Origin of the sequence: Nitrincola sp. A-D6 (assembly GCF_000764495.1) — a bacterium.
Taxonomy (GTDB): Bacteria; Pseudomonadota; Gammaproteobacteria; order Pseudomonadales; family Balneatricaceae; genus Nitrincola.
Genome location: NZ_JRLB01000009.1, coordinates 18,186 through 33,249, shown reverse-complemented (window position 1 = coordinate 33,249; position 15,064 = coordinate 18,186). Strand labels below are relative to the sequence as shown.

Below are 15,064 nucleotides of genomic sequence, written 5' to 3'. Positions count from 1 at the left end.
TCGCATGGAACAGGAAACTCTCTGGATCGTTGCCGTAGTTGCACTTGTGGTGGGTGTATTAATTGGTTACCTGCTGGGAAAATCCGGTAGCAATAAAGTCAAGAGCAAGCGCCTCGAAGAAGAACTGCATGGTTCCAGAGCCGAGATGGACCGATATAAAGAGGAAGTGACCTCGCATTTCGAGCAAACTGCTGCTTTAGTTAATGAGCTAACCGACCAGTACCGCAAAGTGCACCAACACCTGGCTACCGGTGCACAAAATCTGTGTCCGGATCAGCAGGCGGGTCGTTCACTGCAGTCATCACTGCAGCCTAAACTGGAAGCTAACACTAGTGATGATACCACCCTTGAGCCAGCCACTCAGGAAACACCCGAAGCTGATCACCAGCCTCTAGCGATACAGCCCCCGAAGCGCCAAAAGACTGGGCACCGAAAAAACCCAATGATGAAGGAACACTATCTGACCGCTACGGGCTAAAAAAAGGGGGAGAAGAGAACCCTGAGGCTCCACCCTACCCAGATAGCGGCTTGAATGATGACGAAACAACACCTGCAAAGCCGAATCAGAAAAACTGAACCCCGGAAATCACTTAAACCGGATTGGCAATATCCACAAAACGGTGTTCAATTCCAAAATGGCGAGCCAGGTGCTCGCCTAACGCCTGAACACCATAGCGTTCCGTAGCATGATGACCTGCCCCGATGTAGTGAATACCGGCCTCACGAGCAATATGCACCACCGGCTCTGAAATCTCTCCACTGATATAAGTATCCGCACCCAGGGCGAGTGCCGTATCGATAAAACGTTCGGCGGCACCGGTACACCAGGCCACCTTACTCACCTTATGCTCCCCGCCAGCAATCACCTGGGGTTCGCGCTCCAGATGCTGCTCAATACGCCGAGCAAAGGATTTTAGTGTACAGGGTTCGGTGACATGACCAATATTTCCCAGCCCCAAGGGATTACCAGGTTCCATACTATCGTCAGATTCCAACCCCAAGCGTAAACCCAGGCGAGCATTATTTCCCAGAGTCGGATGTGCATCCAGCGGTAAATGATAAGCCAGCAGACTAATATCATGCATCATCAATGTTTTTATACGCCGGTACTTAATTCCTGTGAGGACTGCAGGCTCACCTTTCCAGAAATAACCATGATGCACAAGCACCAAATCAGCTTGCCAATCTACAGCCTCGTCTAACAAAGCCTGACAGGCGGTGACACCTGACAGGATTTTTTGCACTTGAGGACGGCCCTGCACCTGCAGACCATTTGGACAATAATCTTTGAAATCGCTGGACCGCAGTGTCTGGTTACAGTATTCCACCAGTACATTAATATCGACACTATTGTAATTCATCAGCTGATTCCCATTTATCAGTACAAAAACGTATACTATCAACAAACTTTAAACGAAATGGATTTATGCGTAAATTTAAACTCTTATCCTGGCCAGTGACCGTCGGTATTTTATTAGCTCTGCTGATCATTCAGTTTTTTTCTGAGCGCGCCAGTACACCAGAAACCAGAGTCAATGTAGTAGAGACACAGATATCACCTATTACAGATGGCATTTTGCAGCCACGTATTTCCTATGCCGACGCCGTGGATAAAGCCTCACCAGCCGTTGTGAATATTTACACCCAGACCCTTGTCAGAGAACCTGCTAACCCCTTACTTAGCGACCCTTTATTTCAGCAGTTTTTCAATATTGACCGCCTGCCACAGCAAGAGCGTATCCAGTCCAGTCTGGGTTCTGGTGTTATTTTAAGTGCAGATGGCTATGTGGTTACCAATAACCATGTTATCAGTGGTGCTGATAGTATTGTGGTGTCACTGCAGGATGGCCGGGAATCTCTCGCCCAAGTGATTGGCAGTGATCCGGAAACAGACTTAGCCTTGCTTAAGGTCAATCTAAACGAACTACCCAGTATTGTAATGAACACCTCCGAAACACTTCGTGTCGGTGATGTTGTATTGGCAATAGGCAACCCATTCGGTGTGGGACAGACCGTCACCCAGGGTATTGTCAGTGCCACCGGGCGCAACAGTATTGGCTTAAATACCTATGAAAACTTCATTCAGACTGACGCCGCCATCAACCCCGGCAACTCAGGTGGCGCATTAATTGACCCGAACGGCCATATGGTCGGTATTAATACCGCCATTTTTTCCCAATCCGGAGGGTCTCATGGTATCGGCTTTGCCATTCCGGCACTGACTGCGCTTCAGGTCATGCAGGATTTGATCGAGCATGGACGCGTGATTCGTGGCTGGCTGGGCATTGAAGTACAGGAAATCACGCCCAGACTGGCCGAGTCGTTTAATTTTGCCGCAGAAAATGGCGTAATTGTAACCGGTGTGGTACGTAATGGCCCTGCCCATCAGGCTGGACTGCAACCTGGTGATATCCTGACTGCTATTGATGCTGAATCCATCAGCAATGCACGTAGCCTGATGCTACAAATAGCACGCACCAAACCGGGCGAGAATATCCGTCTGGAGCTGCTCAGAAATGAACGCCACTTATCTCTGATTGTTCAACTGTCGGAACAAGTCCGCTCACCTAAATGAGCAGACCAGCCAGGGCAATTAGTCAGCTTTAATAATACGGTACTCAGCTGAGCGCGCATGCGCCGTCAGGCTTTCGCCGCGCGCCAGAACAGAAGCCACTTTACCCATCTCGGAAGCACCTGCCGCCGAGAACATAATGACAGAAGAGCGTTTCTGAAAATCATAAACGCCCAGCGGTGACGAAAACCGCGCCGTGCCCGAGGTGGGCAGTACATGGTTAGGGCCAGCACAGTAATCGCCCAGAGATTCCGCCGTGTAACGTCCCATAAAAATAGCACCCGCGTGGCGTATCTTCGGCAGCAAAGCTTCCGGATCGGCAATCGATAGCTCCAGGTGCTCTGGGGCAATACGATTACTTAACCTTGCTGCTTCATCCAGATCAGCTACTTCAATCAGAATCGCACGATTTTTGAGTGATACACTGATAATGTCACTACGCTCCATAGTGGGTAAGAGCTTTTCAATACTCTTAACCACCTGATCCAGATAGCTGGCATCAGGACAGATCAGGATAGACTGCGCATCTTCATCATGCTCAGCCTGAGAGAAAAGATCCATGGCAATCCAGTCCGGATCTGTCTGCCCATCACAGATCACCAGAATTTCAGAAGGACCAGCGATCATATCGATGCCTACTGCACCAAATACCGCACGCTTGGCTGTTGCTACAAAAATATTTCCTGGCCCGACGATTTTATCCACTCGCGGGACGGTTTCAGTGCCATAGGCAAGGGCCGCGACCGCCTGTGCGCCACCCAGGGTGAACACGCGGTCAACACCAGCTAAAGCGGCGGCGGCCAATACCAGCTCATTCACAACACCATCAGGTGTCGGTACCACCATAATAATCTCTTGTACACCTGCCACTTTGGCTGGTAAGGCATTCATTAGTACAGATGACGGATAAGCCGCCTTACCACCGGGTACATAAATACCCACTCGATCCATTGGTGTAACCTGTTGCCCAAGTACAGTGCCATCCGGTTCCGTATAGCGCCAGGACTCACTTTTCTGACGCTCATGGTAAGCACTGATACGCTGAGCTGCAGTTTCCAGCGCGGTGCGTTGATCCAGCGGCAGATTTTCCAATGCTTGCAGCAGACGAGTCTGGCTGACTTCCAGCTCAGCCATATGCGTTGCCTGCATGCGATCGAAGCGATTAGTGAACTCAATCAGCGCGGCATCCCCACGGGCTCTGACCTGCTCAATCACATCATCAACGATCTGATTAACCTTCTTATCCGAAACACTTTCCCAGGCCAGCATGCTATCCAGCTGACTATCGAAATCAGTCTGGCCAAACTTAAGACGTGTGATCTCTAATGACATATCAAACCTCACGTTTAGCTGCCACGGCAGCTTGCATTTGCTCAATTATGGGTTGGATCATCTCATACTTCATTTTCATGGAAGGCTGCCCCACCACTAAGCGTGAGCTGATATCCGCTATATGCTCTATGGGTTCAAGGCCATTGGCTCTTAAGGTATTACCTGTATCGACAATATCCACAATACGATCAGCCAAACCCATAATCGGTGCCAACTCCATCGCTCCATAGAGTTTGATAATATCCACTTGAGAACCCTTACGGGCATAAAAGTCACGGGTAATATTGACAAATTTACTCGCCACCCGCAGGCGCCCCTCGACAGGAGATGCCCCTTTCATACCAGCGACCATCAAACGACAGCGGGAAATCTCCAGATCCAGAGGTTCATAGAGTCCCTGCCCACCATGCTCCATCAGCACATCCTTACCTGCCACACCCATATCAGCTCCACCATATTCAACATAGGTAGGCACATCGGTGGCACGAATCACTAGTAGTTTGATATTGGCATGATTGGTATCAAATATCAGTTTACGGCTGCTGAAAATATCTTCCGCCGGATGTATATCGGCTGCCGCCAGCAAAGGAAGTGTTTCCGTCAGGATTCGCCCTTTGGAAAGGGCGATGGTCAGCTGCTGTGTCATAGACTACTCTCTTAACTTTTTACGCGTCGGATGGTAGCACCCAAACCCTGGAATTTTTCTTCTATGCACTCATAGCCCCGATCGATATGGTAGATACGATCTATCAGGGTTTCACCCTCAGCAACCAGCGCCGCAATGACCAGGCTGGCCGATGCACGTAAATCCGTTGCCATGACCGGTGCACCTTTGAGCTTATTCACACCTTCAATAATCGCCGTGTTGCCATCAATGGTAATATCGGCACCCATACGCTGCATTTCCTGCATATGCATAAAACGGTTTTCAAAGATCGTTTCACGCACAATACCGACACCGATTGCCACTGCATTCATCGCTGCAAACTGTGCCTGCATATCGGTAGGGAACGCCGGGTAAGGTGCTGTAGTCACATTGACCGCTTTCGGTCGGCGCCCATGCATATCCAATTCAATCCAGTCTTCACCCGTAGTAATTTCTGCACCGGTTTCCTGCAGTTTTTTCAATACCGCATCCAGTGTATCCGGGCGGGTGTTGTAGGCACGCACTTTGCCACCCGTTGTAGCCGCCGCGACCAAAAAAGTACCGGTTTCTATACGATCAGCCATGACTGCATAGTGACAGCCTTTGAGGGATTTAACACCGTGCACGCTAATCATATCGGTACCGGCACCACGAATATCTGCACCCATGGCATTTAAACAGTTGGCCAGATCCACGATTTCCGGCTCACGTGCCGCATTTTCAATCAGGGTTTCGCCATCCGCCAATGCAGCAGCCATCATGATATTTTCGGTACCGGTAACGGTAACGGTATCAAAAAAAACCTTACCGCCTTTCAGACGTCCATCACAGGTGGCTCGGATATAGCCCTGATCCACTTCAATATGCGCCCCCATAGCTTCCAGGCCACGCAGATGCAGATCCACTGGGCGACTACCTATGGCACAACCACCCGGAAGCGACACCTCAGCTTCACCAAAACGTGCCAATAGTGGTCCTAAAACCAGAATCGATGCACGCATGGTTTTCACCAAATCATAAGGTGCCACCACTGAGTCGATCTGCCTCGCATCTATCTCGGCACACTGATCACCAGTCAGTGTGACAGTGACGCCCAGTCTGCGCATCAACTCAAGCATGGTGTTAATGTCATGCAAATGTGGCAGGTTAGTTAGCGTCACTGGCTCATTCGCCAGCAGCGTAGCGGCCAAGATTGGCAGAGCCGCATTTTTTGCACCAGAGATACGCACCTCACCATTCAGGCACGCACCTCCTTGAATCAAAAACTTATCCATTTATCTGTCCGTATTAGGGCATGATTAATTCAGGGCAGCCCACTGCTCGGGAGTATAGGTTTTAATCGTTACAGCATGAATGTCACCACTGGCAATCTGCTTGTTCAGGCAGGCATAAACCAACTGCTGCTTCTTTACCGGACTTAAATCCGCAAACTGATTACTGATAACGGCAATTTCAAAATTACACCCTTCACCTGAGGTCAGTACCTGGCTATCAACCAGTTGACTTTCAATAACCTGTTTTACGTCTTCAGCTTGCATATAAACTCCGGAAACTTTTTTGACAGGGGGCAGATAATAACGCAAAACGGGTCTGAAAGGCGACATTACCTTTCAGACCCGTTAGGTCAATCAATGCAGATTTTCTTCAACACCAACCAAACGAGCTATAGCAAGCAGGTCCTCCGGCGTATTGATAGCCGTAAGCTCTATGCCTTTGGCCAGAGCCAGGCGCTCACAACAAAACCACAGAGACAAGGCGGAGCTATCAACCCGCCCCACAGCGGAAAAGTCTAACTGACATGGGCCTTGAAACTGTTTGATCTGACTCAGAAGCGCCGCACGTTTTTCTACAACTGTAGAAAACAGCAAATCGCCCGCAACAGGGATAACCTGAATGCCAGCCTCAGCCTTCGACATCTTCTACTACCTCGGCGATTGTACTGGCTACGCGCTCTTCCCAGCTGTCAATGACAGCCGAAATATCACGGGAGCTCTGATACATGTCAGCAAACTGGTTTTGAAAAGTCAGGCGTAAATTGATCCCTTCAACAGCCACGTTTACCAGCATCCAGTTATCATCAATATTACGCATATAGTAGAGTATGCTGTAAGTTTTCCCAGCGGTTGATGTCAACTGGACATTAACCACCTGCATATTTGGCTGTGGGCTGGGAGCACGTGGTGGTGTAATCGTATACTCACGAATAGAAAATTCACTCACAGCCATGGCGTAGGTTCTGATCAGGGTTGTTTTGAGTACACCCGCAAAACGCTCCAACTGATCTTCAGTTGCACTACGAGCAAAACGCCCCATAACCCCACGGCCAAAACCATAAAAATCGATGACAGGCGTAACTATCTGCTCAACTTCGGACTGCAAACGTATTCTGTTTTCCTCCTCAAACAGCGAGGTATCATTCATCAGATCAACTACTTTTTCGGTTGTATTTTCAACTACCAGCTTTGCAGCTTCCCAGTCCTCATCAGCCGCAAAGGCTTTAAATGTGAGTAGAATTGAAAACAAAAAAACCAGATTTGCTGCATACAACTTCTTCATGGTGTTTACTCACTAACCTGATTCATAAGGAACTTACCCACCAAATCTTCTAAAACAAGAGCAGACTGGGTATTAAAAATAAAATCGCCTTCGGCTAACACATCCATATCACCACCCGGCACAATGCCAACATATTGCTGACCCAACAGACCCGATGTCAAAATCATCGCTGAGCTATCGGAACTGATATAATCAACATCGGCAAATATTTCCATCTCCACTTCTGCCATCAGCATCTGCGGATCCAGGCGAATATTCTTGACCTCACCGATTTGCACACCGGACATGGCCACTTTAGCACGAGACGTCAGCCCCCCTATATTCTCAAAACTGGCATAGAGCTTATAACCACCCTGTTTCGGGGTAAGATTTAAACCACTGACATTCAATGCCAGCACGACCAAGGCCAGGAAGCCAATCAGCATAAACAGCCCTACACTGATTTCAACAGTACGGATACGCATTTTTACAAGTCTCCAAACATCAAAGCGGTAAGCACAAAGTCCAAGCCCAGAACAGCAAGCGATGCATAGACCACGGTACGGGTAGTAGCCTGACTGATTCCTTCTGAAGTCGGAATACAATCATAACCCTGATACACAGCGATCCAGGTAACGACAAACCCAAACACCACCGCTTTTATCAGGCCATTCAACACATCACCCTGAAAATCAACAGACTGCTGCATATTTGCCCAAAAAGCGCCACTGTAGATTCCCAACCAGTCAACAGCAACCAGAGAGGCTCCCCAGATGCCCACAACGGCAAAAATCATCGACAGCAGTGGCATACAGATAAAGCCAGCATAAAGGCGCGGCGCAATAATCCGGCGATAAGGATCAACACCGATCATTTCCAGGCTGGCCAACTGCTCAGTCGCTTTCATTAGTCCAATTTCAGCGGTAAGCGCTGAACCGGCACGCCCGGCAAACAATAAGGCGGTGACCACTGGAGCCAACTCCCGCAACAAGCTCAGCGCCACCATCTGACCGACCGCCTGTTCAGAGCCATAATCCACCAGGATCGTATAGCCCTGCAGTCCCAGCACCATACCGATAAAAATACCCGATACAGCGATGATCACCAGTGACAAAACACCGATAAAATAAATCTGTTTAATCAGCAAGGGAAACATCATTACCGGCGCGGGCGCTGCTACTACCGAATGAAACAGTATCTGGCCAGAGCGCCCAAGTGCCGCACACTTGGAAAGCGTTTTATGTCCCAGCCTTTGAATAGGGTCGAGTATCACCTAAAGGCTCCTCCTGCCATCAACTGTTCAGTAAGATCGGGGGCCGGATAGTGAAATGCTACCGGCCCATCAGGCAAACCTTCGATAAACTGACGCACCTGTTCAGAATCCTGATTTTTAAGCTGATCGGGTGTACCTTCAGCGATCACCTTACCCTCTGAAAGTACATAAATATAATCCGCAATCGACAGGGTTTCCTCAATATCATGTGAAACAATAATAGAGCTATGCCCCAGCGCTTCATTCAGGCGCTTGATCAGATTGACCAGTACGCCCTTAGCAATAGGGTCCTGGCCGGTAAAGGGTTCATCATACATGACAATATCAGGATCCAGCGCAATCGCACGGGCTAACGCCACACGCCGCGCCATTCCCCCGGAAAGTTCGCTAGGCATTAAGCCACAGCGCCACGCAAACCAACAGCCTGCAGCTTCATTAATACAATATCGCGAATCATCTCTTCGGGCAGCTGAGTATGCACCCGGATAGGGAAAGCGATATTATCAAACACGGTCATATCGGTGAACAGTGCACCGCTCTGAAACAACATGCCCATACGCTCACGCACAATAAACAGATCCCGACGACCGAGTGTAGGAATATTCTGATCATCCAGCAAAATCTGGCCAGAATCAGGCAATAGCTGACCACCAATCAACTTCAACAAGGTGGTTTTTCCGGTGCCCGAGGGTCCCATAATCGCAGTCACCTTACCACGTGGTATCTTGATACTGATATCATCAAAAATACGCGTTGAGCCCCGAAAAAAGCTCATATTACGTATTTCGATAATGATGTTATCCGAGGGTTGCGTTACCCCCTCCGCTGAGTCTTTTTCAACGTCCATCCCTATACCCTGCTACAACAGACAAGACCGGCAAATATACCATTATAGCGATCAAGTTAAAACGCACCTGTTATCCAGATTACGTACTGACAATAAATTGAGTTACGATCTCAGGCGATTCTGCGTTAAACTTATATTAACCTATCAAATTTCTAACAAGATGGCTGACCCCGATCCGAATGAGTACATTTAATTTTATTGCCGCCGGTACAAGAACTATTGAAATAGAACATGCCACCATCAGTGCTTTGCTGGCGCAGCTGAATGACAGTTTTAGCAAGGCCTGCGAGCTTTTGCTCAGTTGCGAGGGCCGCGTGATCGTGACCGGCATGGGTAAATCTGGCCATATCGGCAATAAAATTGCTGCCACCTTAGCCAGCACAGGCACTCCGGCTTTCTTTGTACATCCCGGAGAGGCCAGCCATGGTGACTTAGGTATGTTTACCGGCAAAGATGTGGTTCTGGCGCTATCCAACTCGGGGGAAACTACCGAAGTCATCACGATCTTACCCCTGATCAAGCGTATGGGCGCTCCTTTGGTCAGCATGACCTCAAATTCTGACTCCACCCTTTCACGCTTTGCCGATGTCAATCTGCACCTGCCCGTAGAACGTGAGGCCTGCCCTCACAACCTGGCGCCCACGTCCAGCACTACCGCACAGCTGGTAATGGGTGATGCGCTAGCGATTGCGCTACTGGAAGCACGTGGATTCAGCCCCGAAGATTTTGCATTTTCCCACCCAGGCGGCAGCCTGGGACGACAGCTGCTGCTGCGTGTTGATGACATTATGCATGCGGGTGAAGATATTCCTCAGGTGACTGTGAATACATCAATCCGCGAGGCGTTGCTGGAAGTGACACAGAAACGCTTAGGGATGACGGCTGTAACCAATACAACCGGTGAATTATTGGGTATTTTTACCGATGGTGACCTGCGTCGTACCCTGGACCAGGAAATTGACCTTAAAAACACCTCAATCGCCGACGTCATGACACCAGGTGGAACTACACTTAAAACAGGATCATTAGCTGCAGAGGCTCTGAAAGTGATGCAGGAGCGTAAAATCAATGCCTTGCTGATTACTGATCATCAAGGTCAGCTCGCTGGAGCACTGAATATGCATGATCTGTTAAAAGCCGGAGTCATATAACCATGACTGAAGTACTCTCCGATGCCCTGAAGCAACGCTTACAATCTATCCGGCTAGCCGTCTTTGACGTAGACGGCGTACTAACCGACGGTTCGCTGTACTTTTTACCTGATGGTCAGGAAGTCAAAGCCTTCAATACACTGGATGGATTAGGGTTAAAACTACTACAGAAAGCCGGTATTAAAACCGCTATCATCACAGGCCGTAGCTCGTCACAGGTCAGTATGCGCGCTAAGGCTCTGGGCGTAAACTGGTTAATCCAAGGGCGTGAAGATAAGCTCGCAGCACTGGAAGAGATCTGGCAGGAAAGCGGCGACAGTGCAGCCACTACAGCCTATATTGGTGATGATCTGCCTGATCTTGCCGCTATTATCACTGTTGCTTTTGGCGTATCCGTTCCCAACGGCCACCCAGTCGTTTGTAAAGAAGCCGACTGGTGTACCTCTCGCCGCGGCGGCACAGGCGCTGCACGTGAATTCTGCGAGGTATTATTATCAGCTCAGGGCAAACTATCCGGGCTGATTGAGGAATTTCGCTAATGTTTAATGCGGCTCGCCTTAAACTGATCACCGGTTTAGCCTTATTACTGGCAGCACTGCTTTACTGGGGCATTTTTGGTAGCCCTGGTGAAATACTGTCAGGCGACCCGGACGACCCCGAACGGGTGGATTTTTTTATTCGCGATGCGTATATCACCCGCTTTGATGAAAACGGCCAACTGTCCCGTATTATTGAATCTCCCCACCTGCAACATTTTCCGGTACCCGAGCTGATCACCTTAACCAGCCCATTGATTACACTACCTCGCGACAACGGGGGTGACACACAAATATCATCAGACCTGGGAAGCATGCCTGATGATGAAAGCAAGATTGAACTTGCAGGAAACGTCAGGGTTATTGATAATTCGGCTGCAGAAACACCCTGGGTACTGACAACATCAGTGATGACATTACTGCCGCCAGATGATTATGCCGAGACAGATGCCCCCGTACAGCTTATACAGGGCACTAACCGTACTGATGCAATCGGCATGCAGGCGTGGCTAAGAGAGCACCGCATAGACCTGCTGTCTGACGTAAGAGGATATTATGCCACATACTAAAACGTTAATACTGAGTCTTATCACAGGGCTACTCATGCTGAGTCAGACGGCCCACGCCCTGCCTGAAGACCAGGAGCAGCCAATCTATGTCTCAGCCGATCATGCCAGCATGAACGAACTCACCGGTGTCGCCGTGTATACCGGATCAGTTGAGATACGTCAGGGCACCATGCTGATGTTGGGCTCACGTGTCGAAATGCACCGTGATAATACGGGCAGCATTTCCAGAATTCTGTCTACTGGCTCTCCTGCTGAATTTCATCAGCAGGCCAGCACCAACCAGCCGCTAACCAAGGCCTATGGCTTGCGTATGGATTACCAGGTACCTACGCAGACGGTAACCATTACTGAAAACGCCCGTGTACTGCAGGATGCCGATGAGTTCACCGGTGAGCGCATTGTTTATGACATGGACAAATCTGTTGTTGATGCATTCAGAAGTGAATCTCAGGATGGTCAGCGTGTGCAAATGATCATCCAACCGAAAGGCAACCAGTGATTATGACAACCACACTGGAAGCGCTACATTTAGCAAAATCGTACAAAGGACGTGAGGTTGTACGTGACGTATCCTTAAAAATTGATCAAGGTGAAATCGTCGGCCTGCTCGGCCCCAATGGTGCGGGAAAAACCACGTGCTTCTACATGATCGTGGGGCTGGTGAATGCAGAAAAAGGAAATATTCGCCTTGCAAATCAAGATATTACAGACCTACCAATGCATAGGCGTGCCAACAAAGGCATAGGTTATCTACCACAGGAAGCCTCAGTGTTCAGAAAACTGAGTGTCAGTGACAACCTGATGGCCATTCTGGAAACACGCAAAGAACTATCAAAATCAGATCGGACTCAACGACTCGAAGACCTGTTACAGGAATTTCATATTACCCATATACGTAACAGTCCTGGCATGGCCTTGTCTGGAGGTGAACGTCGGCGCGTTGAAATAGCCCGCGCACTGGCCACTGAACCACGCTTCATTCTACTTGATGAGCCCTTCGCAGGCGTTGATCCAATTTCAGTCAATGATATTAAACAAACAATACGGCATCTTCAGGCTCGTAATATCGGTATACTGATAACAGATCACAATGTTCGCGAAACACTCGACATATGTGAACGTGCCTACATTGTAAGTGAAGGCGCCATCCTTGCAGATGGCAGCCCATCTGACATAATGGACAACGAGCAAGTACGCAGCGCCTATTTGGGCGATCAGTTCCGGCTGTAGTCGCTATCCCTGCCTCTGAATAAGTGATCTAAACGGCATATGAAGCAAGCGTTACATCTTAAGATCGGCCAACATCTCACGATGACGCCACAACTGCAGCAAGCCATCCGCTTACTGCAGTTGTCAACATTGGATCTGCAACAGGAAATTCAGCAAGCGCTGGATAGTAATCCTTTGCTGGAAGTCAGTGATGAAGAAACTGACACATCCGAAACGTCCGTGGATGAAACTTATGAAGATAAAGAGATTGCCGCGCTCAGCAGCAATAGCGAAACCTCAGATAGTTTCAGTGAAGAGTCAGTTGCTGATAACGACTGGAATGAATCCATTCCCGAAGACCTCCCCACCGACAGTAGTTGGGACGACACCTTTCAGGCCCAAAGCTCTGGCGTAGGCTCTGCTGCAGACAGTGACTGGTCTAATCAAGATAACGACACCCGCGAAGACACCCTCCAGGACCATCTGACCTGGCAGCTAAACCTGACACCCATGAGTGAACAGGACTACATGGTGGCTGAAGCCATCATCGACGCGACCGATGCTGATGGTTATCTGCGCAGCGACATACCCGAATTGCTGGAGCAATTTAAGGCACAACAGCCTGAGCTGTTTTCAGAGGCTGATGAAGATGAAATCCTCGCTGTCCTCCATCGTATTCAGCAGTTTGATCCACCCGGTGTAGCGGCGCGGGACCTGAGTGAATGCCTATGCATTCAGATCAAGCAACTACCGGAAGCGATTGAATGGCGTGAGCAAGCTATCCGCCTTTGTCGGGAGTTTCTCCCGCTACTCGGTAGTCACGATTACAAAACTCTCATGCGTAAAATGCGCCTGAATGATGTAGAACTGGACAGTGTCATCAACCTGATCCGCTCACTAAATCCCAAACCCGGTGCGTTGATCAGCTCCAGTCAATCTGAATACGTGATACCCGATGTCATGGTACGCAAAATCCATGATGAGTGGGTCGTATCACTCAATCCTGAGATTGCACCCAAACTCCAGATTAACTCCCAGTACGCCGATATGATCCGCCGTGCTGACAGCAGTGCTGACAACACTTATCTGAAAAACCACCTGCAGGAAGCCCGCTGGTTTTTAAAAAGCCTGTTAAGCCGAAATGACACTTTATTGAAAGTAGCGACAGAGATCGTTGAGCGTCAACGCGACTTTCTGGATAATGGCGATGAATCCATGAAACCGATGGTACTGCATGATATAGCCGAAGCGGTCTCGATGCATGAATCAACCATTTCCCGTGTCACCACGCAAAAATTCATCCATACCCCCAGAGGTATTTTTGAGTTGAAGTATTTCTTTTCCAGCCAGGTCAATACGGCGGATGGGGAAGGGGCTTCCTCCACAGCGATTCGAGCGCTGATCAAAAAGTTGATTTCTGCTGAAAACACAGCCAAACCCCTCAGCGACAATAAGATCGCACAACTGCTGAAAGAGCAGGGAATCAACGTAGCAAGACGCACCGTTGCAAAATATCGCGAAGCTCTGGGCATTCCACCTTCTAATGAGCGCAAGCGTCTGCTTTAATTAACTATAGAGTACGAGCTTATCGTACCGGCACTAAGGAGATATACCATGCAGATCAATATAACTGGTCACCACGTAGAACTGACAGATGCATTAAACGAATATGTTCGCAGCAAGTTTGTGCGCCTTGAACGTCATTTCGACAATATTACCAACGTACAGGTGACCCTGAGTGTTGAGAAGCAGCGCCAAAAAGCTGAAGCAGACTTACATGTAGCTGGTGGTGAAATATTTGCACAAGCCGAACAGGAAGACATGTATGCTGCTATAGACTCCATGATCGACAAACTGGATCGTCAGGTCATTAAGCACAAGGAAAAAATGAAATCTCATAAATAACCACTAACTACTGACTATCACATGCCTATATCCGAACTGCTGACCGAATCCCTGACACTCTGTCATATTGATGCTGTCAGCAAAAAACGCGTTTTAGAAATTGCCAGTGAAACCCTGGCAGCCGAAATAGATGAACTGGAAGCTGAAGATGTTTTCAGTGCCCTGTTGAATCGTGAGCGTCTCGGCAGCACCGGAATCGGCGACGGTGTGGCGATCCCACACTGTCGTCTGGCTGGCTGCACTCGTGCACTGGCACTGCTAATTACGCTGAAGGAGCCGATTGATTTTGATGCGATAGATAACCGTCCTGTCGACCTTCTCTGTTGCCTGCTGGTCCCGGAAGATGCTGCCACCGAGCACTTACAAACACTGGCTGGGTTAGCCGAACTCTTCAGCCAGTCTGAAATACGTGAAGCTCTGCGCAGCGAGACAGAAGCATCTGCTCTTTACAGTAGCTTTGTGAATTTCTCCAGGCAACGGTCCTAAGCT

Annotated in this window: 19 protein-coding genes and 1 pseudogene; 10 read left to right on the top strand and 10 right to left on the bottom strand. The window is 49.1% G+C overall.

Annotation, left to right across the window (positions count from 1 at the left end):
* The first annotated feature begins 4 nt into the window (after positions 1 to 4).
* Positions 5 to 478, top strand: a complete 474-nt coding sequence (locus LH51_RS02030) for a YhcB family protein (protein ID WP_036519302.1) — start codon at positions 5 to 7, stop codon at positions 476 to 478.
* 112 nt (positions 479 to 590) lie between these two features.
* On the opposite strand, the gene LH51_RS02025 is transcribed toward LH51_RS02030, so the two are convergent.
* Complete coding sequence (locus LH51_RS02025; protein WP_036519301.1) at positions 591 to 1,361, bottom strand: Nif3-like dinuclear metal center hexameric protein; 771 nt, start codon at positions 1,359 to 1,361, stop codon at positions 591 to 593.
* 65 nt (positions 1,362 to 1,426) lie between these two features.
* Here LH51_RS02025 and LH51_RS02020 point away from each other — a divergent pair, with 65 nt between their 5' ends.
* Positions 1,427 to 2,575 (top strand): trypsin-like peptidase domain-containing protein, encoded by a 1,149-nt coding sequence (locus LH51_RS02020; RefSeq protein ID WP_036519299.1) that lies wholly within the window; start codon positions 1,427 to 1,429, stop codon positions 2,573 to 2,575.
* A gap of 18 nt (positions 2,576 to 2,593) precedes the next feature.
* Here the strand turns inward: LH51_RS02020 and hisD are convergent, their stop codons facing one another.
* The 9 genes and pseudogenes from hisD to LH51_RS01975 all read right to left on the bottom strand — a co-directional run bounded on the left by hisD (position 2,594) and on the right by LH51_RS01975 (position 9,205).
* Positions 2,594 to 3,904, bottom strand: coding sequence for a histidinol dehydrogenase (hisD, locus tag LH51_RS02015; protein WP_036519296.1), 1,311 nt, complete (start codon positions 3,902 to 3,904; stop codon positions 2,594 to 2,596).
* A gap of 1 nt (position 3,905) precedes the next feature.
* Positions 3,906 to 4,550, bottom strand: coding sequence for an ATP phosphoribosyltransferase (gene hisG, locus LH51_RS02010; RefSeq protein ID WP_036519294.1), 645 nt, complete (start codon positions 4,548 to 4,550; stop codon positions 3,906 to 3,908).
* 11 nt (positions 4,551 to 4,561) lie between these two features.
* Positions 4,562 to 5,824: a UDP-N-acetylglucosamine 1-carboxyvinyltransferase gene (murA, locus tag LH51_RS02005; protein WP_036519291.1), complete on the bottom strand. Its 1,263-nt coding sequence runs from the start codon at positions 5,822 to 5,824 to the stop codon at positions 4,562 to 4,564.
* A gap of 24 nt (positions 5,825 to 5,848) precedes the next feature.
* Positions 5,849 to 6,088, bottom strand: a complete 240-nt coding sequence (locus LH51_RS02000) for a BolA family protein (RefSeq protein WP_036519289.1) — start codon at positions 6,086 to 6,088, stop codon at positions 5,849 to 5,851.
* 90 nt (positions 6,089 to 6,178) lie between these two features.
* Positions 6,179 to 6,466 (bottom strand): STAS domain-containing protein, encoded by a 288-nt coding sequence (locus LH51_RS01995; protein WP_036519287.1) that lies wholly within the window; start codon positions 6,464 to 6,466, stop codon positions 6,179 to 6,181.
* The gene (locus LH51_RS01990; protein WP_052063359.1) at positions 6,453 to 7,106 is read right to left on the bottom strand and encodes an MlaC/ttg2D family ABC transporter substrate-binding protein; all 654 of its coding nucleotides are present in this window, start codon (positions 7,104 to 7,106) and stop codon (positions 6,453 to 6,455) included. The genes LH51_RS01995 and LH51_RS01990 overlap by 14 nt, the downstream gene beginning before the upstream one ends.
* A gap of 5 nt (positions 7,107 to 7,111) precedes the next feature.
* Positions 7,112 to 7,570, bottom strand: a complete 459-nt coding sequence (gene mlaD, locus LH51_RS01985) for an outer membrane lipid asymmetry maintenance protein MlaD (RefSeq protein ID WP_036519285.1) — start codon at positions 7,568 to 7,570, stop codon at positions 7,112 to 7,114.
* Between the two features lie 2 nt (positions 7,571 to 7,572).
* The gene (gene mlaE / locus LH51_RS01980; protein WP_052063376.1) at positions 7,573 to 8,355 is read right to left on the bottom strand and encodes a lipid asymmetry maintenance ABC transporter permease subunit MlaE; all 783 of its coding nucleotides are present in this window, start codon (positions 8,353 to 8,355) and stop codon (positions 7,573 to 7,575) included.
* Positions 8,355 to 9,205 (bottom strand): annotated as a pseudogene (locus LH51_RS01975) (ATP-binding cassette domain-containing protein). Before LH51_RS01975 ends, mlaE begins: the two are co-directional and overlap by 1 nt.
* Positions 9,206 to 9,384: 179 nt before the next feature.
* Between LH51_RS01975 and LH51_RS01970 the strand changes: the two are divergent.
* The 8 genes from LH51_RS01970 to ptsN are packed head-to-tail and all read left to right on the top strand — an operon-like array spanning position 9,385 to position 15,061.
* Entirely contained in the window at positions 9,385 to 10,356 is a 972-nt protein-coding gene (locus LH51_RS01970) for a KpsF/GutQ family sugar-phosphate isomerase (protein ID WP_036519282.1), read from the top strand.
* Between the two features lie 2 nt (positions 10,357 to 10,358).
* Positions 10,359 to 10,895 (top strand): KdsC family phosphatase, encoded by a 537-nt coding sequence (locus LH51_RS01965; RefSeq protein ID WP_036519280.1) that lies wholly within the window; start codon positions 10,359 to 10,361, stop codon positions 10,893 to 10,895.
* A complete protein-coding gene (gene lptC / locus LH51_RS01960; RefSeq protein ID WP_036519277.1) occupies positions 10,895 to 11,461 on the top strand; it encodes an LPS export ABC transporter periplasmic protein LptC in 567 nt (188 codons plus the stop codon). Before LH51_RS01965 ends, lptC begins: the two co-directional genes overlap by 1 nt.
* A complete protein-coding gene (lptA, locus tag LH51_RS01955; RefSeq protein WP_036519274.1) occupies positions 11,448 to 11,960 on the top strand; it encodes a lipopolysaccharide transport periplasmic protein LptA in 513 nt (170 codons plus the stop codon). The genes lptC and lptA overlap by 14 nt, the downstream gene beginning before the upstream one ends.
* A 2-nt stretch (positions 11,961 to 11,962) precedes the next feature.
* Positions 11,963 to 12,691, top strand: coding sequence for an LPS export ABC transporter ATP-binding protein (gene lptB, locus LH51_RS01950; RefSeq protein WP_036519271.1), 729 nt, complete (start codon positions 11,963 to 11,965; stop codon positions 12,689 to 12,691).
* 39 nt (positions 12,692 to 12,730) lie between these two features.
* Positions 12,731 to 14,236 (top strand): RNA polymerase factor sigma-54, encoded by a 1,506-nt coding sequence (locus LH51_RS01945; protein WP_036519268.1) that lies wholly within the window; start codon positions 12,731 to 12,733, stop codon positions 14,234 to 14,236.
* Between the two features lie 48 nt (positions 14,237 to 14,284).
* A complete protein-coding gene (hpf, locus tag LH51_RS01940) occupies positions 14,285 to 14,575 on the top strand; it encodes a ribosome hibernation promoting factor (RefSeq protein WP_036519265.1) in 291 nt (96 codons plus the stop codon).
* Between the two features lie 21 nt (positions 14,576 to 14,596).
* Positions 14,597 to 15,061, top strand: coding sequence for a PTS IIA-like nitrogen regulatory protein PtsN (gene ptsN, locus LH51_RS01935; protein WP_036519263.1), 465 nt, complete (start codon positions 14,597 to 14,599; stop codon positions 15,059 to 15,061).
* Positions 15,062 to 15,064 lie beyond the last annotated feature (3 nt).

What these genes read in the sequence shown, in the direction of transcription:
- LH51_RS02030 (WP_036519302.1), top strand. Translation starts at nt 5, where the DNA reads ATGGAACAGGAAACTCTCTGGATCGTTGCCGTAGTTGCACTTGTGGTG.
- LH51_RS02025 (WP_036519301.1), bottom strand. Translation starts at nt 1,361, where the DNA reads ATGAATTACAATAGTGTCGATATTAATGTACTGGTGGAATACTGTAAC.
- LH51_RS02020 (WP_036519299.1), top strand. Translation starts at nt 1,427, where the DNA reads ATGCGTAAATTTAAACTCTTATCCTGGCCAGTGACCGTCGGTATTTTA.
- hisD (WP_036519296.1), bottom strand. Translation starts at nt 3,904, where the DNA reads ATGTCATTAGAGATCACACGTCTTAAGTTTGGCCAGACTGATTTCGAT.
- hisG (WP_036519294.1), bottom strand. Translation starts at nt 4,550, where the DNA reads ATGACACAGCAGCTGACCATCGCCCTTTCCAAAGGGCGAATCCTGACG.
- murA (WP_036519291.1), bottom strand. Translation starts at nt 5,824, where the DNA reads ATGGATAAGTTTTTGATTCAAGGAGGTGCGTGCCTGAATGGTGAGGTG.
- LH51_RS02000 (WP_036519289.1), bottom strand. Translation starts at nt 6,088, where the DNA reads ATGCAAGCTGAAGACGTAAAACAGGTTATTGAAAGTCAACTGGTTGAT.
- LH51_RS01995 (WP_036519287.1), bottom strand. Translation starts at nt 6,466, where the DNA reads ATGTCGAAGGCTGAGGCTGGCATTCAGGTTATCCCTGTTGCGGGCGAT.
- LH51_RS01990 (WP_052063359.1), bottom strand. Translation starts at nt 7,106, where the DNA reads ATGAAGAAGTTGTATGCAGCAAATCTGGTTTTTTTGTTTTCAATTCTA.
- mlaD (WP_036519285.1), bottom strand. Translation starts at nt 7,570, where the DNA reads ATGCGTATCCGTACTGTTGAAATCAGTGTAGGGCTGTTTATGCTGATT.
- LH51_RS01970 (WP_036519282.1), top strand. Translation starts at nt 9,385, where the DNA reads ATGAGTACATTTAATTTTATTGCCGCCGGTACAAGAACTATTGAAATA.
- LH51_RS01965 (WP_036519280.1), top strand. Translation starts at nt 10,359, where the DNA reads ATGACTGAAGTACTCTCCGATGCCCTGAAGCAACGCTTACAATCTATC.
- lptC (WP_036519277.1), top strand. Translation starts at nt 10,895, where the DNA reads ATGTTTAATGCGGCTCGCCTTAAACTGATCACCGGTTTAGCCTTATTA.
- lptA (WP_036519274.1), top strand. Translation starts at nt 11,448, where the DNA reads ATGCCACATACTAAAACGTTAATACTGAGTCTTATCACAGGGCTACTC.
- lptB (WP_036519271.1), top strand. Translation starts at nt 11,963, where the DNA reads ATGACAACCACACTGGAAGCGCTACATTTAGCAAAATCGTACAAAGGA.
- LH51_RS01945 (WP_036519268.1), top strand. Translation starts at nt 12,731, where the DNA reads ATGAAGCAAGCGTTACATCTTAAGATCGGCCAACATCTCACGATGACG.
- hpf (WP_036519265.1), top strand. Translation starts at nt 14,285, where the DNA reads ATGCAGATCAATATAACTGGTCACCACGTAGAACTGACAGATGCATTA.
- ptsN (WP_036519263.1), top strand. Translation starts at nt 14,597, where the DNA reads ATGCCTATATCCGAACTGCTGACCGAATCCCTGACACTCTGTCATATT.